General features: G+C 50.4%; 17 protein-coding genes. All 17 read left to right on the forward strand.

Annotated elements, in window-relative coordinates; all coding sequences use genetic code 11:
- Positions 1 to 2: 2 nt before the first annotated feature.
- A complete protein-coding gene (locus P0X86_RS01380) occupies positions 3 to 506 on the forward strand; it encodes a lasso peptide biosynthesis B2 protein (protein WP_277747577.1) in 504 nt (167 codons plus the stop codon).
- Positions 503 to 2308 carry an ABC transporter ATP-binding protein gene (locus P0X86_RS01385; protein WP_277747578.1) on the forward strand — a complete coding sequence of 602 codons (1806 nt, stop codon included), beginning with the start codon at positions 503 to 505 and terminating at the stop codon, positions 2306 to 2308. Before P0X86_RS01380 ends, P0X86_RS01385 begins: the two co-directional genes overlap by 4 nt.
- A 388-nt stretch (positions 2309 to 2696) precedes the next feature.
- Positions 2697 to 2897 (forward strand): cold-shock protein, encoded by a 201-nt coding sequence (locus tag P0X86_RS01390; protein ID WP_006207692.1) that lies wholly within the window; start codon positions 2697 to 2699, stop codon positions 2895 to 2897.
- Between the two features lie 218 nt (positions 2898 to 3115).
- Positions 3116 to 3358, forward strand: coding sequence for a cold-shock protein (locus P0X86_RS01395; RefSeq protein WP_096774876.1), 243 nt, complete (start codon positions 3116 to 3118; stop codon positions 3356 to 3358).
- Positions 3359 to 3424: 66 nt separating this feature from the next.
- Entirely contained in the window at positions 3425 to 3652 is a 228-nt protein-coding gene (locus P0X86_RS01400; RefSeq protein WP_277747579.1) for a MerR family transcriptional regulator, read from the forward strand.
- 302 nt (positions 3653 to 3954) lie between these two features.
- Positions 3955 to 4413, forward strand: a complete 459-nt coding sequence (locus P0X86_RS01405; protein ID WP_277748978.1) for an Hsp20/alpha crystallin family protein — start codon at positions 3955 to 3957, stop codon at positions 4411 to 4413.
- Positions 4414 to 4571: 158 nt separating this feature from the next.
- Positions 4572 to 5276 carry a PspA/IM30 family protein gene (locus P0X86_RS01410; protein WP_277748979.1) on the forward strand — a complete coding sequence of 235 codons (705 nt, stop codon included), beginning with the start codon at positions 4572 to 4574 and terminating at the stop codon, positions 5274 to 5276.
- Between the two features lie 27 nt (positions 5277 to 5303).
- Positions 5304 to 6335 carry a TFIIB-type zinc ribbon-containing protein gene (locus P0X86_RS01415; RefSeq protein WP_009593950.1) on the forward strand — a complete coding sequence of 344 codons (1032 nt, stop codon included), beginning with the start codon at positions 5304 to 5306 and terminating at the stop codon, positions 6333 to 6335.
- A complete protein-coding gene (locus tag P0X86_RS01420) occupies positions 6332 to 7120 on the forward strand; it encodes a TPM domain-containing protein (protein ID WP_277747580.1) in 789 nt (262 codons plus the stop codon). Before P0X86_RS01415 ends, P0X86_RS01420 begins: the two co-directional genes overlap by 4 nt.
- Before the next feature lie 20 nt (positions 7121 to 7140).
- Positions 7141 to 8160, forward strand: coding sequence for an SPFH domain-containing protein (locus P0X86_RS01425; RefSeq protein ID WP_277747581.1), 1020 nt, complete (start codon positions 7141 to 7143; stop codon positions 8158 to 8160).
- Positions 8161 to 8547: 387 nt separating this feature from the next.
- Positions 8548 to 10773, forward strand: a complete 2226-nt coding sequence (locus tag P0X86_RS01430) for an AraC family transcriptional regulator (protein WP_277747582.1) — start codon at positions 8548 to 8550, stop codon at positions 10771 to 10773.
- A 173-nt stretch (positions 10774 to 10946) separates the two neighbouring features.
- Positions 10947 to 11882: an ABC transporter permease gene (locus P0X86_RS01435; RefSeq protein WP_113059096.1), complete on the forward strand. Its 936-nt coding sequence runs from the start codon at positions 10947 to 10949 to the stop codon at positions 11880 to 11882.
- 184 nt (positions 11883 to 12066) lie between these two features.
- The gene (locus P0X86_RS01440) at positions 12067 to 12933 is read left to right on the forward strand and encodes a carbohydrate ABC transporter permease (RefSeq protein ID WP_192570017.1); all 867 of its coding nucleotides are present in this window, start codon (positions 12067 to 12069) and stop codon (positions 12931 to 12933) included.
- A 108-nt stretch (positions 12934 to 13041) separates the two neighbouring features.
- On the forward strand, positions 13042 to 14592 hold the full coding sequence (locus tag P0X86_RS01445; RefSeq protein ID WP_192570016.1) for an extracellular solute-binding protein: 1551 nt from the start codon (positions 13042 to 13044) through the stop codon (positions 14590 to 14592).
- 320 nt (positions 14593 to 14912) lie between these two features.
- Positions 14913 to 17813, forward strand: a complete 2901-nt coding sequence (locus P0X86_RS01450; RefSeq protein WP_277747583.1) for a DUF4855 domain-containing protein — start codon at positions 14913 to 14915, stop codon at positions 17811 to 17813.
- A gap of 411 nt (positions 17814 to 18224) precedes the next feature.
- The gene (locus P0X86_RS01455; protein ID WP_012818556.1) at positions 18225 to 18413 is read left to right on the forward strand and encodes a hypothetical protein; all 189 of its coding nucleotides are present in this window, start codon (positions 18225 to 18227) and stop codon (positions 18411 to 18413) included.
- A gap of 367 nt (positions 18414 to 18780) precedes the next feature.
- A complete protein-coding gene (locus tag P0X86_RS01460) occupies positions 18781 to 19890 on the forward strand; it encodes a BMP family lipoprotein (protein WP_192570014.1) in 1110 nt (369 codons plus the stop codon).
- Positions 19891 to 20232: the final 342 nt, after the last annotated feature.

The following is a 20232-nucleotide window of genomic DNA, read 5'->3' on the forward strand; positions in this document are numbered from 1 at the left end:
CAATGAGCCTTTACCGGAAAGCACGCCGATTCATGGCTTATCCTGTTAGCATGAAACTTATGTTGGCAGAAGCTTACTTGTATCTGGCCTGGGGAAGAGTGTTCAAGCTGTTCCCTTTTCAAAAGGTATCTCCGTCTCTGGGAGAACATATGAAGGAGACACCGTATGCGGGTTATACGGAGCAGGAGCTTTCACTTGTCCGCCAAATCTCAAGAGCCGTACATACCATGAGCCGCGTCACATGGTGGGAAAGCCAGTGCCTGGTTAAAGCCGTCGCGGCGATGAAGATGCTGGAGCGAAGAGGGATTCCGAGCACGCTTTATCTGGGAAGCGGACGGGACGACAAAGGAATGATGGTGGCCCATGCCTGGCTCCGCTGCGGCTCTTATATTGTAACGGGGAAAGAGGGGCACGAAAGGTATGCCGTCGTCGGGATATTCGGTAAGGATATGGGGGCCGGAGACTTGAACTTGAAGCGGTCATCCGATAAGGAGTTTTTACATTGAAGGATCTCTTTTATTTTATCCGTAAAATGCATGGGATGGCCGGGGTTAAACTCTACCTCAATATGTGCATGATCCTGGTTATTAGTGTCCTAGATGGTATCGGCATCTATCTGATCGTCCCGCTTCTCGGTGTCATTGGCGTATTCGAGACCGATTTGAGCGGGGTGCCGCTCGTCTCAACCTTGATGGACCTTGCGGGTTCATGGTCATTGCAACTCAATCTGCCGATGGTGCTGACCCTCTATGTTGTGATTGTGGGCGGGCAGGCCTTGCTGCAGCGCAGCCAGAACCTGTTAAATGCAAAAATACTGCAGCGATACATTCGCAAACTGCGCATGGAAACGTATCAAGGGTTGCTACATGCCAAATGGGAGTTCTTCCTGCGCCACCGCAAGTCGGATTTCAACCATGTCATGACGAATGAACTCGGACGCGTGAATCAGGGCACATTTCTATTCCTGCAGATGGTTTCGTCTTTTTTGTTCACGATGATTCAGATCGGCCTTGCCCTATGGCTGGCCCCGATGCTGACGCTCATCGTTCTGTTGAGCGGCGGGCTCCTTGCCCTGTTTGGACGCCGATTTATTCAGCGATCGAAGCGGATCGGCGAGCAGACGACGGAGCTGTCGAAATATTATTTTGCGGGCATCAGCGAACATTTCAACGGTATCAAGGATATCAAGAGCAACCGGCTCGAACCGGTTCATATGGACTGGTTTGATCGGTTGTCACGGAAAATGGAGCATAACTTCATCCAATTTGGCAGAATCAATTCTTTGTCCCAGCTGATTTATCGGCTCTCGTCCGTATTGCTGGTTGCGGGATTTGTGTATTTGGCGCTGGAAGTGCTGCGAACGCCTGCTGAGCAGCTGCTGATGATCGTTCTTATCTTTTCACGTTTGTGGCCAAGATTTATCAGTATTCAATCGAGCACCGAGCAGCTCGTATCGAATTTCCCTGCCTTCCGGGCCATACGCGAGCTGCAAACCGAATACGAGGCAGACAGGGAGATCGCCGGATCGATTCCGATGACAGACGCCCAGCGACTTCAGCTGCAGCATGGAATCGATTGTAGTCATGTGGACTACCGGTACGATACCTCTTCCCCCGTCTATGCTCTGCGAAATATCGACCTACATATTCCTGCCAATCGCATGACGGCCATCGTCGGCAAATCAGGTGCGGGCAAGAGCACCCTAATCGATCTTCTCATGGGGCTGATCCAACCGGAGAGCGGGCAAGTTCTGGTGGACGGCGTGTCCATAGAGGATGAACGTCAGCTTATGTCGCTCCGAAGGGGCATCGGATATGTGGCGCAGGATCCTTTTCTCTTCAATGAGAGCATCCGGGATAACCTGAAGCTGGTCGCTCCCGAAGCCTCGGATAATGAGCTGTGGGAAGCGCTGAGGTTTTCAGCTTCCGATGAATTTGTGCACAGACTTCCACTGGGCCTTGATACCGTCATTGGTGACCGCGGCATCCGCTTGTCGGGAGGAGAACGTCAGCGGATCGTGCTCGCCAGAGCTATCTTGAAGAAGCCTTCGATTCTTGTGTTGGACGAAGCGACAAGCGCACTCGACAGTGAGAACGAGCAGCGGATACAGGAAGCGTTGGAACAACTGAAAGGAAGCATGACGATCATCGTGATCGCACACCGATTGTCCACCATTCGCCATGCGGATCAGGTCATTGTGATGGAGCAGGGGCGGGTTATCCAGCAGGGAGGCTATCAGCAGCTGTCCCAGGACCACAAAGGCACTTTTCGGCAGCTGCTCAGTTATCAGACAGGTACTCAGATGTAAACCTTTGTTTGGATCGTTAAATTAATAGTCTTGGTATCGCAAGACATATTGTTAGCAGCAATCCACAGCCATTTCTCGGTATTCTACCGGGAAATGGCTGTTTTTTGATTGGACAGCAGGAAAGATACGCGATGCAAGACCTCCTCATCAACATCTCCGTTTGTCGTGATCGCATCGCTTCAAATACGTCTTACGTATGTTATTGCTACCTAAAATATGTCGTTTGCTATTCCAGATCTGTTGAGGTATAATAAATTTATTGGGATTTTGACCTGAGATTCACATATTGCAGAGGGTTATTATTTTGATTATGAACCTTGTGCAATATGTGAATTTTTTGTTTTTTAACCAAAAATGAGAAAATCATATAAATTTAGGAGGTGTTTCTATGCAAACAGGAACAGTGAAATGGTTTAACGCAGAAAAAGGATTTGGTTTCATCGAGGTTGAAGGCGGCGAAGACGTATTCGTACACTTCAGTGCAATCACTGGCGATGGCTTCAAGTCGCTTGACGAAGGACAACGCGTTGAATTTAACGTAGTCCAAGGCAACCGCGGACAGCAAGCCGAGAACGTTGTAAAACTGTAGACGTGAAAGGATCCCCAAACGTATCGTTTGGGGATTTTTTTTAAGATATCAGAAAGTATGAATTTCGGAGGATCTGCTGCCTGATATCGCAAGAAAAACTACCGCTAATCGCGTCTGTTTTCTTAGAGAGTACGTCGATAGACATTTTTCTTATAAAGGGTAGGCTTGCTGGTTTAAGGTACGAAAGCGTTAAAAAATGTAGCTGAGGGGGAAATGCATTGTCTTATTCTTGGAATAAACCACTGGAAAATCTGCCGGAGGAGATGACCGCCATCTGGTCTTGTACGAAGGAAGGGTGTAACGGTTGGATCCGAGACAACTTCTCGTTCAAGGAAGTTCCCGTTTGTTCACAGTGCGCGTCGTCCATGGTCAGCAGCAATAAAATCCTGCCGATTCTCGTTTCGTCGGATCAGCAAATCAAGCTTTACCGCAAGAATCAGCGCAAGGACGCGAAGTCGTAGGGCAGTTCTCACAGTCCCATCACCATTCTGCCCTCGTTCGTTGCGTACAAGAAAGGTTGAGATTTCATGCAGGCATTCGAAGATTGGAATCTAAAGGTGAAAAAAACGTTTAATGCTACAAGTAACAAGGAGGTATTAACCGTTTCTGAGGCAGGTCATTTGTTAGGTCTGTCCAAAGATCAAATGAAGATCTATGTCGACCGGAATAAGCTGACTAAGGTTCCGATCATGCGAAGCGTGCATCGATACCTTTTGTTGAAAAGTGAAATCGATCAAATTATGGAAAAGCAATAAAAACAGAGCCTCGCGCTCTCCGATCAGTATCGATTTTCCATATGAATATATAAGAGAAGAGAGTGCCCTAAGGGCGCTCCTTTTTATTTCATGCCTCCAGTCGATCGGTGGAATTTTTAAACCAATCACCTTAAAGGTCAAAAAAGGTCAAATTTAAAGATCCAAACAAATTCTGTTGTCAAACCGGCCGATAACGAGCTATTTTAGCGCAAATTCCTGCATCATCGGTTTTGGCATTTAAACGTTCCGGGCATATAATAAAAGCGCAAGGTCAAATAAGGTCAAAGAAAGGGGAATTCATGATGTTTGAATTGATGCCATTCGGCAAGCGCAGAGAGGATGCCTTCGGACAACTGATGAAGTCATTTCATGATGCCTTTAACGACGCTTTTCCTGATGATGTATTCGCGCCGTTCAAGGGTTCGATGATGTCGTTTAAGACGGACGTCAAGGAGACGGAGCACGCTTATCTGGTTGAGGCGGAGCTGCCCGGTTTTCGCAAGGAAGACATCGAAATCAGCTACGCTGACCCTTACTTAACGATCAAAGCCGTGCGCAAGGAAGATCAGAGCGTGGAGGATACGAACCAGCACATCGTCCGCAAGGAGCGCCGTTACGGCGAGTATGTGCGCAGATTTTACGTTCAGAGCATAGCCGAGGACCAAATCGACGCTTCCCTGAAGGATGGAGTCCTTAAGCTTGAAATACCAAAAAAGTCTGACCCTGGTAAGAAACGCATCCAGATCCGGGATGAAATCTAATAAACATGCCCTCCGATCCAAAAGGTCGGGGGTTATTTTTTTTTGTTCCCTTAGTCATAAATTTACATATATGCCAATGAATTTCGGCAAATGAAACCTATCGGGAGTATATAGGGTATTATAAGTTAAATGTAAACTTTTCGAGGGGGACGCACATGATGGGAATCTTATCGAGGTTTAAGGATATTATGAGGGTGAATGTGAATTCGTTATTGGAACGGACGGAAGATCCGGAGAAAACGATCGATACCTATATGCGGAGCTTGAACGGCGATCTGGGTAAGGTGAAGGCGGAGACCGCTTCCGTGCTCTCGGATGAGCGGAGAGCGAAGCGGGCACTGGATGAGTGCAGCGCCGAAATCCAGAAGCTGCAGCGATATGCGGAGAAGGCCGTGGAAGCGGGGAATGAAGGCGATGCCCTGAAGTTCCTGGAGCGAAAAGCGGCGCAGGCCGAGAAGCTAAGCGACCTGCAGGCAGCCCACGAATCGGCTTCCGCAAACGCCGTCAGGATGAAGCAATTGCAGGATAAGCTGGTATCGGATATGAGCCAGCTGGAAGCTCGATATGCGGAGCTGAAAGGGAAGATGGCCGCTGCGAAAACCCAGCAGGAGCTGAATGCCGGCCGATCCTCCTTGGGCGGTGCCAACGCGGCATTCCATACCATGGAGGAGAAAGCGAACCGTGCTTTGGATGAAGCGGAGGCCCTGGCTGAGCTGCGCGCAGGAGCGAAGGAAGATGACCTGGACGATTTGATCGCGGAGTTGGAGAAGAACATGGGCAAGGACGGAGTTGCCCCGACCGCACCTCCTAATGCCGAGGATGAACTGGAAGCGATCAAAGAAAAGCTGAACAAGAAGGAGTAACCATTTCATTGTTATCGAGGTGAGCAAATGCCGGTAATTGAATACAAATGTCCGAACTGCGGCAGCGGCATGGTTTTTGACGGCGATACGGGAATGTTGTCTTGCCCCAGCTGCGGAAGAAAAGACAACATCGAGGAAATCCCCGACCCGCTGAAGAAGCAGGTGTTCGCGGAAGATGAGGTAAAGGAGTACCATTGCAATAGCTGTGGAGCCGTGATCGTGACCGAGCCGGAGACCAGCGCAACGACCTGCAGCTTCTGCGGATCGGCCGTCGTGCTCAGCGACCGCTTGAGCGGCGAGCTGGCTCCGGTGAAGGTCATCCCTTTTTCGATTACGAAGGAAGAGGCGATGAAGGCGTTCAAGAAATGGTGCCGGAACGGCCTGTTGACGCCAAGCGGATTTATGACAGCGGACCGGATCAAGGGCATCACCGGGATCTACGTCCCCTTCTGGCTGTATGAGCTGCATAATCGGGTTGAGGTTCATGGCCAAGGCACCAAGGTGAGAACTTACACGCAAGGAGATTACCAGTACACAGAGACCGAGCATTTCGACATCTACCGGAAGATTCGCTTGAATTATGTGAAGGTGCCGATCGATGCTTCCGAGAAAATGAACGATGAGCTGATGGATAAGCTGGAGCCTTTCCCCTATCAGCAGCTGAAGGAATTCAAGACGCCTTATCTGGCCGGGTACATAGCGGAAAAATACAGCCATGACGACGAGCAGCTTCTTCCGCGCGCTAAGGAAAAGATCAGCTCCTTCATTGATTCGTATATTTCGTCGGCGGTCTCAGGATATACGACCGTGAGTTATACCAACAAACGGATCGATACCACCAAAAAACAGGCGGATTACGTTCTGCTTCCGGTATGGATGGTGCACTATGATTACAACAAATCGGAGTATACGTTTGCGATGAACGGCCAGACGGGCAAGGTGGTCGGCAAGCCGCCGATCAGCAAAGCGAAGGTGGCCGGGTGGTTCGCGGGCATTTCGGGCGTCTCCTTGCTATCCTTGAAGCTGATCTCCTGGGCAATGGGAGGAGGGTTTCTGTGAGAAGACGATATGCGTTATGGACGGTCTTATTTTTACTAACGGTATATTTGATAGCGCCCTCCGGGATCGTCAAAGCCGCGGATGATAAGCCTTTGATCTTTGATGAAGCCAATCTGCTTAGTCCGGAAGAACGGAATGAGCTGAATGCGATGGCGAATGAGTACGGCGCCGAACGCGAGACGGATTTTATGATCCTAACTGCTAACCGTGTAGAAAATGATGAAGTTGAGGCATGGACGGAAAACTTTTACGATGAATACGCACCTGGGTATGACAGGCGGCACGGCAATACCGTCATTTTGACCATCGTATTGGATACCCGCGATGTGCATTTGGAAGGTTATTATAAGGCCGAAAAGTATCTCGACTCCGGTAGGCTGTTAAAGATACAAAACAAGATCACACCAGATTTGTCGAGCGGCAATTACAAGCAGGCTTTTGAAAAATACATCAAAACCGCCCATCGGTACATGGGCTTTGAGCCGGACGTGAATCCGGATAATATTATATTTAATCTCTGGTTTCAGGTGGGAGCTGCCGCTGCCATCGGCGCGATTGCCGTGGGCATCATGGCTTACCGCTCCGGCGGGCGCGTGACGGTCAACAGCCGAACCTATGAGGATGCCAGCACATCGGGGGTCTTGAATCAGCAGGACCGATATATCAGAACGACCGTGACAAAGCGGAAAATAGAGCGCAACACGAGCAGCGGCTCGGGCGGCGGAGGCGGAGGCGGCGTCACCGGCGGCGGCCATTCGCACAGCAGCAGCAGCGGGAAATTTTAATGGGAAGGGATGAGGCATCAATGGGATTTTTCAAGAACCAATTCTCCAACGTAGTGGAATGGGAAGAGTTTAGAGATGACATGATTTTCTGGAAATGGCGCAATCGGGAGATCAAAAAAGGAAGCAAGCTGGTCATTCGCTCCGGTCAGGATGCGATATTCATCAATAACGGCAAAATCGAAGGGATTTTCGAGGATGAAGGCGTATATAATATCGATTCGGATATCATCCCGTTCCTTTCTACCCTAAAGGGATTTAAATTCGGCTTTAACAGCGGCATGCGCGTGGAAGTGCTGTTCGTGAACACCAAGGAATTCACCGTTCGTTGGGGTACGCAGAATCCGGTTCTGATCCCGACGCCGCAGCTGCCGGGCGGCATGCCGATCCGTGCCAACGGCACGTTTAATTTTAAAGTGAACGATTACGTAACGCTGATCGACAGGATTGCCGGGATCAAAGAAAGCTACCTTGTGGAGGACGTGAAAATCCGGATCAGTTCGGTGCTCGATCAATTGTTGATGAAGTGGATCAGCCGCGAAGGCAAGGACATGTTCAATCTGCAGGCGAACGCTTCCGACATCGCCAGAGGAATTCGGGAAGACCTCGACATGGAAGTGATGGACAACGGGATGACGATTACCGGCTTCCAGGTGATGAGCTTCAATTATCCGAAGGAAATTCAGGACATGATCACGAAGACGGCCTCCCATGAAATGATCGGCAATCTGCAAAAGTACCAGCAGGTCAGCATGACGGACGGGATCGCGTCCGGCAAGGTGAAAGGCGGCGGTGCGGCTTCGGATATGGCAGGTATGATGATGGGGATGAACATGGCCAATGAAATGATGAAAAATATGAATCAGAGCCAGGGCCAACACAATCCGAATCAAAGCCAGCAATCTCCGGCCGCGAAGGAGCAATCCGCCCAAGCAGCCTCGTCCTCTTCCGAAGGAAACAAGAAGCCCAATTTCTGCCCGAACTGCGGCGCGAAGAACGAAGGGGCGAACTTCTGTCCGAATTGTGGTCATAAGCTGGGTTGAATGAAAGCCAACAGCACGAATAAATGCACAACCTTGAGATGGACCTAAAGGTTTTGATGTCACGGTTAAAACGATGCGAACTGCGTTATTTCTTCTATTAAAAGTGAATTTAACTCACGACAGCCCCCCTCACTTATGAAGTGAGGGGCTTTTTTGCTATGAACGCCGTAGCTGAGTTATGTTGCTACCTTTCCGCAGAGGGAAGTGGCTCACAACTGGAATGAAGAACAGTCTCCAAGGGCAGGAAGGTGGGTGCTGCAGCGCGAATCCGGAGAAATAGAACTTGACGGACAAATGAGAACTAGGCAAATGGAAAAGGGGTACATTATGATAGGACATATCGGTCATAAGAGAACTCCGAAAGACGAAGGGGGACAGGGGGATACTATGTTCAGATCGACATCCTGGCGCATATTTGTGATTAGCGGCATCTTTTTTGCAATGACCATCATACCGTTCTCGTTGTTTCTGGCCAACCGGTTTTCCCATTTCGCATACTCGCAGATGGGAACGTTTAATCAGGACCGCATCGACGAAATGGCGGAGCGGGTCGAGTACATCCTGGCCAAGCTGAAATGGTACAGCCTGACCATGTACGAGGATCATTCCGTGCAAAACTGGATGTATGCTTCAGCCGACAATCTGCTGCAAAATGCCAGCACGATGGGGGTGTTATCTAAATATTTATCTCATGAGCCTTATATTGAAACCGCTTACTTATTCAGCATCCGCAAACGTGAGGTGATCGACGCCAAAGCTGGATTACTTTCGTTCGAGGAATTTGCCGATCAGGCGATGCTGCAGCGGATCGAGCGCACTCCCGGGAATTTTCTCCGCTATTTTGATCACCGGATAGGAAACCAATCGTATTTGGCGCTTCAGCTTCCTTCGACACATGTGCAGAAAAACCGGGACGGGTATCTTGTCGTCCTGTTCGACAAGAAGGAGCTGCAGAAGCATTTGATCTCAGGCGACGAGAGGGCGGATACGCTGCTTTCGATCGTGGATGATCGAGGAAGATTGATTCTGGGCGAAGGGGATGGTCGGCTCGAGGAGACCATCGATAACATCCAGACGGGGCAGAAGCGGGGATCATTCGAGATGAACAGCGCCGGAGGAAAAGCATTCGTCAACTATGCGCGGATGGGATCGCCGGAGTGGACCATTATATCTGTCACTGAAATGAAGCAATTCCGCGAAAAGGCCGGGGCGTTCAAAACAGTCATCATCGTCTGCTCGCTCCTGCTGCTCGTGGCGCTGCTCCTGGTCGCCTATTGGAATTCGCGCCGTTTCGTCGGGCCATTCCGCCGGCTGGCGGATCAACTGCAGCGGAAGCTGGGCGTGAAGGGGGAGAACGATTACGGCGTTATCGAGCAGGGCGTCGTTATGCTTCGCGATCATTATCCGCTGATCAAGACCGAATATTTGCGGCAATGGCTGCTGCAGGGCAGGCTGAGCGACGGCGCCAGAGCGGCGATTGCGCGCGAATCGTGCCTGCTTGACTATGGGTGGCTTCGGTTGGCTGTTATCAAGATCGATTCCTATTACGAGATATCCGAGCGGTATGATTTCTTCTCTCGCAAGCTGCTCAAGTATGCAATCGGCAATATCGCAGAGGAGCTGCTCGGCACATCAGAACGGCCGATCGAGGTGGTCGATTTTGGGACCGACCATCTGGTCGTGCTGGTTGGCACGGCCAGTTCCCTCCCTGATCCCGAGTTGACCCAAGAGCTCAAGGAGCTTAGCCGTCAAGTCAGCCGTTACGTAAAGCTGGACGTGACGATCGCCGAAAGCGAAGCGCGGCGCGTACATGACGATTTACGCAAAGTATACGACGACATGAACGAACTGACATTATTCAAGTTTGTCAGCGGTGATGACAAAATCTACGTCGAACAAGACTTTGAACGGTATGCCGATTTACAGGCGCCGATCGACTCCGCCGTGCATGAAAGCTTGATCCAGACGATTCGAAGCGGCAAAGAGGAGAAGGTGCTGGCCATGCTGGACGAGGTGTTTACGCGCCTGCAGACGATGAAATATACCGAGTGCCAATTCCAACTGAAGCTGCTTCTGTTTGCGATCGTCAAGTCGTTCAGCAAAGTGATGTCTATCCAGAGCGTTGAAGGGATTGAGCGCCATTTGAGGCAGTTCGCCACGCTTACCGAGGTCCGCGAATGGCTGAAGGAAGAGACCGGGCGGATGATCCGGCAGCTTAGCGACCAAAAGGGATTCAATCGCAAGGAAAAGCTGATTGGGGAAATCATCGAGTACGTCCGCTACCATACCCATGACCCGATGCTGTCGGTAGACGATATCGCTGACCATATCGCTTTGTCGGCCAAATACGTCCGGCAGCTGTTTCACGAACATTACGGCATGCCTCTATCGAATTTCATTTTGAACGAGCGGCTCGGGAAGGTTAAGGAGCTGCTGGAGCAGACCAGCATGCAGATCACCGAAATTGCAGAGCAGTCCGGTTTTCAGACGAAAAGCCACTTTTTCACCGCATTTAAAAAAGCCACCGGCATGACGCCGAGCCAATACCGCGACAGCAAGGCGGGCGAGCGGATGGAGCGGACGCGGCAGATAGCCGGGAACTCTGTGAATTAGAAAGGTCAGCGGGCGATTGAGAACCGGCCAGACCAATAACAACCGGTCGAACGCTCGCGAATCGGCCGCGCGAGAACCGAATCCGGCCAATGAGAACTAGGCAGCAGCAGCCGTGAATGCTACGATGGCTCCGTTCGAATCCTGCAAGCCGAACAAGAAAGGAGGGACGCTCTTTGGAGCGACGTAGAAGGTTCGGCGGGTCGTTTGTGCGCGAGCTGTCGCGGAACCGGTATTTGTACTTGCTGGCGCTGCCTGGCATTGCGTTTCTGGTCGTATTTGCTTATATGCCCATGGCCGGGCATCTGCTCGCCTTCCAGGATTACCGACTATCCGATGGAATATGGGGGAGCGAATGGGTCGGATTTAAAAACTTCGAGTTTTTCTTCAATGGGAAAGACTGGCTGCGGGTGACGCTGAATACCGTTTTCCTGAATGCACTGTTTCTCGTAACCGGTCTCGGCAGCGCGGTCGTGCTGGCTATCTTTCTGAACGAAATCCGTAACAGGCTGTTCAAGCGAATCACGCAATCGTTTATTTTTTTACCGTATTTCATTTCTTGGCTTGTCGTCAGCATGATGACGTTGACGCTATTCAGCACATCCGAGGGGCTGATTAACCGCGCGCTTGCCGCTCTTGGCTACGAAGGAGTGGACTGGTATTTGACGCCTGGCGTATGGCCGTATATCTTAACCGTCATTAGCGCCTGGAAGATTGCCGGCTATAATTCCATTATTTTTTTGGCCGTCATTACGGGCATCTCCTCGGAATATTACGAGAGCGCCCGAATAGAAGGCGCGAGCCGGATGCAGCAGATGCTCTACATAACGCTGCCGTTGATGCGGCCGACCGTGATGATATTGGCGCTGCTTGGCATTGGCCGTATTTTCTACGGCGATTTCGGCATGATTTACGCGATCATCGGAGATAACGGCATACTCTTTCCAACGACAGATGTCATCGATACGTATGCGTTTCGTGCGCTGAGGCAGCTGGGGAACTTCAGCATGTCCGCTGCCGTTGTCGTGTACCAGTCCTGCATGGGGCTTGTCACGATTCTGATCTTCAATGCGATCGCGCGCAAGGTGGACGCGGATTCAAGACTATTCTAAAAGGAAGGTTGGGCGAGTTGGCATGAGGCCGGACTTGGGCTTCCGATCGCTGTTGTCCCCGAATCGTTATGATCGTGTAAGCTCGTTAAGCGGATACGATTCGGGAACAAAGGCGACCACTTGCGTTTCTCCAGCTCCGAACCGGCCCTTTGCTTCAGTCCCAACCAGTTAAGGTGTGATCGAAGTGAGAGAACGGTTGTTTCTTGTTTTGATGTACGCGGTGCTGGGCGCTTTTGCGCTGTTTTGCTTCATTCCGTTCTGGATTGTGTTCATCAACTCGTTCGCCGACGAATCGCTTCTGCAGACGGCGGGGTACCAGTTGCTGCCGAGCAAATTCAGCCTCCATGCGTACAAATTTTTGCTTTCCGGCAAGCAGGTGTTTCTAAGCTACGGCATTACGATTATCGTGACGATCGCCGGCACGGCGCTGGGCGTACTCTTGACAGCCGCTTATGCGTACACGCTGAGCCACCGGAAAGTGAAGTACCGCAATATTTTATCGTTTCTAACCTTCCTGACGATGCTGTTCGGCGCAGGACTTGTCGGCTTTTACATGCTGATCGCCAACTGGCTGCAGCTGAAAGACTCGGTGTGGGCGCTCATTTTGCCCTATCTGCTGAATCCGTTCTATGCCTTCATTCTTGTCTCTTACTACCGGACGCTGCCGTATGAATTGAATGAAGCTGCGACTGTGGACGGCGCCAATGATCTCTATATTTTCTTTCGCATCATCTGGCCGATTTCGCTGCCTGTTATCGCCACGGTGAGCCTGTTTTACGCGCTGCAATATTGGAACGACTGGTACTTGTCATTGCTGTTTATCGACAATCACAAAATGCTGCCGCTGCAGATGATGATCCGCCAGCTTATGTCCAATTTGAATGTTATGGCTTATGTGAGCGGGAGCCAGACGCAGTACAACGTCGTCGTGCCGACCTATGGCATGCAGCTGGCGATCGTCTGCGTTACCATCGGCCCGATCGTGTTCGTCTATCCCTTCATCCAGCGCTTCTTTATAAAAGGTTTGACGCTTGGTTCGGTAAAAGGATAGAGCGGCAAACGTGAGGGGCGTTTGGCCGGTTCGAGCTTTCAATCGCTGCTGTTTATGAACCGGCTCATCCGCCTATTTTCTCTATTATTGATTCAGGGGGAAGGAACCATGAAAAGATTATTGTCCATCGCGCTTGTGTTATTGATCGCGCTCGTCGCGATTGCGGGTTGTTCGGGCAAGAACGAAGGGGAAGGGAAGATGCCCGGACCGTCGGGTCAAACCGGAGACAGCGCCGGCGATGACGCCAAACTTGAAGAGGTGACGCTGAAAATCATGATTCCCGGCGATCGGCCGTCGGATATGGATTTGGTCATCGCCGAGGCAGAAAAGCGGATGAAGGATACGATCAACGTCAAACTCGACGTCGTCTTCGTACCCTGGTCCGATCTGGCGCAAAAGACACAGGTAACGCTTGCTTCCGGCGAAAACATCGATCTCATCTTCGATGCGCCATGGCTGCACATCAATCAGATGATTGCAAACGGATTCTATGAACCGCTGGATGACCTGTTGGCCCAGTACGGCCAAACGGTGCTGGAGAAACGGCCGCAGCAAATGTGGGACTACAACAAATACGGCGGCAAAATTATGGCCGTTCCGCTCGGCGTCAGCTACATGTCCGGCAATTCGTACATGGTGCGTAAAGACATTCGCGAGAAGCTGGGCGTACCGCCGATCAAGACATATGAAGAATTGATCGCTTTCGCATACAAGGTAAAGGAGCAAGAGAAAGGCATTATCCCGATGAGCGCAGGCTCCGCCACTTATTCATTTGTCGCTCACCATGCGCTGAACGATTACGAAACCCATGTCAGACCGACCCACGCCCTGGGCAACAGCCTGATGCTCTACTACAAGAACAATGACGGCAAAGTTTACAATTTGCTGGAGGATCGGGAGCCGATCGGAACGTGGCTGGCGAACACCCACAAATGGTTTAAAGACGGACTGATCTTCAAGGACATTTTGACGACAAAAGATTTTCACCAGCCGATTTCGGCAGGCAAAGTAGCAATCGTCACAAACGGCGCGTTCGGCATCGGCGATTCCCTCAAGAACACGTTCAAGAACAACGTACCGGGAGGCGAGCTGGAAACGGTCACCTTCTTTAACCCGGAAAAAGGCGCGAATTTGACCAATTTTAAACAGTGGAATTTCCTCGCTGTTCCGAAGGTGAGCAAGAACAAGGAGCGGGCGATTATGTTCCTGAACTGGGCGAATGAGAAGGAAAACTACGACCTGCTCTCTTATGGAATCGAAGGAAAGCACTGGGAAGCGGTAGGAGAAGACAAAATGAAAAACCTGGATACATCCGGCTATTCTGCATTCGGCTATGTTTGGCTATGGAATCCGGTCGATGAGCGCAGTGTTGTAGGCGGCGATCCGCAGAATGATGAAATGGATGCCGTGCTTCGCGATGCCGACATGTTCACCACCGACATTTTGGCCGGCTTCGAATTTGACAGTACTCCGGTGCAGAACGAAGTTAGCCAGTACAATACAGTCGACGGGCAATACTACACGGCGTTGTTTAACGGGGTTATTGATCCGGAGGACACATTGAAGAAATTCGAAGCGGAAGCCGGTCCCGCCCTCCACAAGATTCAGCAGGAGCTGCAAAAGCAAATTGACGAGTTTCTGGCGGCGAAGGCGGAATAAAACAGAATCACTTGAACACGGATAAACCGAAGTTTGCTTATCCACTGCCTATCCACGCCTCAGATCGCTTGAAGTGCGGAGTGTTTGGCTGCGCTGTACTACTGCCGTTGCCACTGGAAACTTCGCCCCGCTGGCGGCACTGGACGCGGCGGTAACGGCTTCCTCTTTCCGGAGGAAGCCGATCTTATACGCTTTGCTGCTTGCTTATGGCGGAATTCGGGAAAGGGGGATTAAAATCTAGCGTTCACCCGGAACAGAAATAAGGGTTTAAAGTTTTTGATATTTCTGTACTCGAGAATAAAGAAAAGGAGCTGGCCTTGATGAATTTGAATAAAAAATGGTTATCAGGATTAATGGCAGCCGTATTACTACTGACTCCGCTCTCAGCGGTTCAGGCGAAATCGCTTGATCCGGATGTGACTGTCCTGCAGGCGGCAGGTGCAGACCAGATGGAAGCAGGGAATGATTCGGGTAATCCACAGGTCGATCTAGATCAATTGACGGATGCTGGTGAACCGGCAGCGGAACAGGTACCACAAGCAATAGGCGAAAATCAAGCGGCAGTATCTTCGGCTGTGCAGGAGACGCAATTCCGCAATCTCGCGGCAGGTCTTCCGTATGAATGGTCTGAAGCTCCGGAAGCTTCGCATCCCGATGACGGATACAAGCTTACGGACGGAAAATACGGCGCATTGGATATGAACGACCCGGCATGGGTAGGACATCTGCGCGGAAAGGCTCGCGAAGTTGTGTTCGATCTCGGTGAGGAAAAGTCAATTGGAAAGATCACGGCTAATTTCTTTCAAGATTTTCCTACGAATTCGATTCTCGTGCCGCTGTCGGTATCGATGTATGTCTCCGACGATAAGGAAAATTGGGGGCTGCTTTCCCATAACGCTACGCAGCTTCTGTGGGGAGAAGGACCGCCCAGACAGGAGACCTTTGAATGGGATGGCAGCCGGGATGGAATCAAGGGCGGGAATACGGATGGCAAGCTGGCTTATGCCCGTTATGTGAAGGTGACCTTTTATATGCATCCTACACAGCGGGAATATATTGACGAAATCGAAATTATGGGTATGGACGGCAAGATTGAAGGGGCGGTAAAGGTTCCTGCCGAGCAGCCTCGTTTTTTGGAGCCGGGGGAAGCTACGGCCGGGATCCGGAATCTGAATCTGTTTTATAACGGACAATATGCGAATGGTTTGGGCGATTGGAACAAGGAACGGATTATCCCAAATATCAGTTATGTAAATAAAGACGGCGAGCCGGTCGATTGGCTCTATGACGGCGTTCTATATCTCGGGATTGCTTCGCCTGCCGGCCGCGATTTCGGTCAGGGACAAACGAACCTGGACGATTGGAAATGGTATTTGGATAAAACATTTGCAGCTACGGGCGATATGCAGCAGTTGAATGAGGCTGCCAAGGAAGTTGGGGCCAAGCTGAAACAGCCCGATCATCAAGTCAAGGTTGTGTTAATGATTCCGAATCCAGGGGAATCCTTAACCAATTTTGGCGACATTGACGGCAGCGGCTCCTTGAATTTCAACGACTCCGTCGTAGGCAAAGAAAAAGCGTCTGAAAACAGAGGAAAAGCGGTGCAGTGGTGGCTGGACCAGACCCGGCAAAGATGGCAGGCTGCCAACTACTCGAATCTTGAGCTTGTCGGCATGTACTGGATGCCGGAACAAATCGACATATCCGAATCGGGACCGGACATAGCTCGCATGGTGTCGGATAAAGTGCACGCCATGAACATGAAGGTTTTCTGGATTCCACACTCCTATGCTTACAAAATGTTTATGTGGAAAGACGTAGGGTTCGATGCCGCGGCGCTTCAGCCTAACTATTTCTTCGGCGGAATGGATTCCGACCGTCTGGACGATGCTACGGATACTGCAAAGCGATACGGAATGGGGAACGAAGTTGAATTTGATGACGGAATGCTGACAGATCCCGTACTTCGTCAGCGTTTTGTCGAATACTTGGACAGCGGCGTTAGATCCGGTCTGATGCAAAATGGCTTCAGAGCTCACTATCAAGGTAATAATGCAGTATACAACTTAGGGGTAAGCAAGGATCCAAGTTTGCGTTTAATGTATGACTGGCTGTACCAGTATTTGAACGGAACGTACGCCATCGATAGCAGCCCGGCGCCGGAGACGATGGCGGAGGTTGTACAGCGTTATGTCGCATCGAACGAAATCAAGCCGGCTTTTGGTAATGATTTGACGTATCGATTGCAGACCATCAAACTTCTTCTGGACGATAACAAGCCGAAGGAAGCCGTGACGTATATGCAGGATTTTCTCGCGCACATTCACGACCCGGCCGTCCAAGCGCAAGGGTTGATTTCGGTCCCGGCCGCAACGGTGCTTGATTCCTACGCCCGAGTTCTCATTCATACCTGGTCTGACGAAGGGGGACTCAGCAATCTGGTTCTTGGCCAAAGCTATACAATTTCACAGCAGCCTAACAGCAACTATCCCGATTCCGGGAACGAACTTACGGACGGCCGATTCGGCGGGGCGGATTACCGCACCGAGCAGTGGCAGGCCCATGCGGGAAGCGACTACCCTGACGAACGAAGCCGCACCATCACGTTTGATTTGGGCGGCAACAAATCGATCGGGGCCATTAGAGCCCATTTTCTTCAGGATCAAGGACCCGGCATCTATTTCCCTCAGAACGTCACTTTTTCCGTTTCATCTGACGGCGAGTCCTGGAGCACGCTGGCAACCGTTACTCCGCCACCGGCACAGGATGCTGCCTCGGCCGAGTTGGTGGGTTGGAGCGGGATAACAGACGGTGTGCCGGGGGAATCGGGAGCCGATAAAGTGTCTGCCCGCTACGTTAAAGTGGAATTCCCGGTCAACGTCTGGGTCTTCCTTGATGAAATCGAAGTTCTCGGCGTTGACGGCCATGCGGGGGGTGGCACTACAATCGACGGCGCAAGAGCCATGGTGGATGCCGCTGCGAAGAAATTGACGATCGACGGTCTGGTCGTGAACGGCAGCCAGTCCCAAGTGAATTTGAAAATACTCGATTCGAAAGGGAAAGTTCGGTACGAAGGCCAGACGACCAGTACGGAAACGGGAAGTTTCCAATTCACGATCAAGCTTACCGGCAATTTAAAGGGAACCTGCGACGCCTATCTCTCTATGGAAGGAATGTCGGCTCCCGTTAAGATTTCATTCGAGTACAATAAAAAGGACTGACGAGTTATTCCAGCACGAGCTCAGATTCCGATGGCATGCGGCCTGATTTCCATGCTGTTGATTTAGGATGAGGGCATTCCGTGATAATTTCTGTCGGGGCATAATGCATGATAATTAATTTATGTTTCGTAAAAAAGCCATGGACGCAGCGTGATTTCCACGCTGCGTCCATGGCTTTTATTTTTGAATCGGTCTTGATGACCGCATGGAAAATATGTGGCGCATCACGATGTTTATGAACCGTCTCATCAATGAAGAAATTGCGGGCTATCCGAAAAATTCACACTGCGCAGGTTAAGATTAATGTAAACGCATACTTATTCATGGTATAATGCATCTAATAGATGAAGCTAAGCGACTTAAGTGGTTTGTGTTTGAATGGTTTCGAAACTGCCTGGGGGTGTTGCGAGGATGAAAAGGTACAGCGTGTGGCGTCCGGTCATGCTGATTGCGGTGGCGCTGCTTACGAATAACTTGGTTACGAGTTTGGCGGGCGTGTTTGGCATGTCGCCGGAGTCGGCGAGCAATCTGGGTTTTATCGCGATGATTATTGCCGCATTCATTACATATAACCGCATGATGAAAATCCGTCGCAAGTGAATAATCATTCACAGCCATTCATTGAATGAACAGCATGTTTATAAGCACCTTGCCGAGGTGCTTTCTTTTCGTAAAGCGTATTTATTTTTTACCAAATCAAAGGGTCTGAATCCCTGTCCACGCTTCGTATCACACCGCCTGTAATCCCCGTGTTATCTATAAAAACCGTCAAATCAACGATGCGAAAATTATCTCTCCCTATCTCTACTAGAATTGGAATAAAACATGTCTTAAACGTTTCACCGCGGCACAGATGCAGTTTGACAGATTCACCCAAATTTATGTTGAAAAGGGTCACTTTTATTAATATATTGTAAATAGCGCGAATCTAGTATTCGGGCATATATACCTAGGAGGGTTATCCTTAATGAAAAAAGGGGTCATATCTTTAATCAGTTTGGCGTTATCTGTCACAATGCTGGCAGGCTGCGGCGACAAACCGGCGTCAGAGCCAAGCGGCGGCGCAGGCGGCGACGCACCTAAGGCAAACTTCAAGGTAGGGATGGTTACGGATGCGGGAACCATCGATGACAAGTCGTTTAACCAAGGCACATACGAAGGTATCGTGAAGGCGAACGAGGACTTCAAAATGGAGCATAAATACCTGAAGCCAGCTGGACAGACAGAGGCTGACTATTCGAAGGAAATTGTAAACCTTTACGATGCCGGATTTAAATTCATCGTAACGCCAGGCTTCAAATTCGAGACAGCTGTGTTTAAAGCACAGGAAAAGTACACAGACGCTAAATTCGTTATTATCGATGGATCACCACGCCCTACAGCTGACGCCGATCCAGTCGTTAAGGAAAATACCGTATCCATCTTCTTCGCAGAGCAGGAGTCCGGCTTCCTGGCTGGCGTAGCGACAGCGCTTCATGTGAAGGATGGACAAGCAGGCTTTATCGGCGGCATGGAAATTCCGCCTGTACAGAAGTTCAACTGGGGCTTTCAGCAGGGTGTAGCTTATGCTAACGAGAATCTCGGTACGAAACTGGTGATTAACAAAGAAAACGTTGTATACCAAGGAACCTTTGACGACACTGCAGCAGGCAGCCAATTGGCGGCACAGATGTATGACCGCGGCGTAAATGTTATTTTTGCAGCAGCAGGCGGCGTTGGCGTCGGAGCTATTAACGAAGCGAAGACTCGTGTGCAGCAGGGATCCGAAGTTTGGATCGTCGGCGTCGACGTTGACCAGTATCAAGACGGCGTTTACGAAGGCGACAAGTCGGTTGTCCTGACTTCGGCTGTCAAGAAAATCGACCATGCGGCTTACGATATGATCAAAGCTGAAATAGAAGGCAAATTCCCGGGCGGACAGACGCTTACTCTGGATGCGACCAATGATGGCGTCGGACTTCCTGAGAATAACCCGAACTTGAGCGAGGACGTTCTGAAGCAAGTAGACGAAGTGTTTGGGAAGATTAAAGCCGGCGAAATTAAAGTAGCCGCAGAGCAAGGCGAATTGATTAAATAATTCAAGACACTAAGATTATCTGCGGAGCGTGGATAGGCTTACTTGAAAAGCAGCGATACCGCATGAAAAAAGACGGATTCCCTCCGTCTTTTTTTAAGGTATTATTTCAGCGAAGCGTAAGCAATTCTGTAATCGCATGTATATGTTTTGGGGCCCCCGCAAAGTATTTGCAACAAGCATCGAAGCATAGGCTCCACTTTGTGGGGCTATTTTAGGTATCAGACCGTATCACTGGCGCAAGCGATTGCACCCTGATATTGAATGTAGAATGATCTCTATCGAACTGCGTTCTGGCTGTTTGGAAGTGAGTCGATCCGCGTTTTTTAGCGGTTAATGATGAAC

This window comes from Paenibacillus sp. BR1-192, from assembly GCF_029542445.1.
Classification (GTDB): domain Bacteria; phylum Bacillota; class Bacilli; order Paenibacillales; family Paenibacillaceae; genus Paenibacillus_AQ; species Paenibacillus_AQ lautus_A.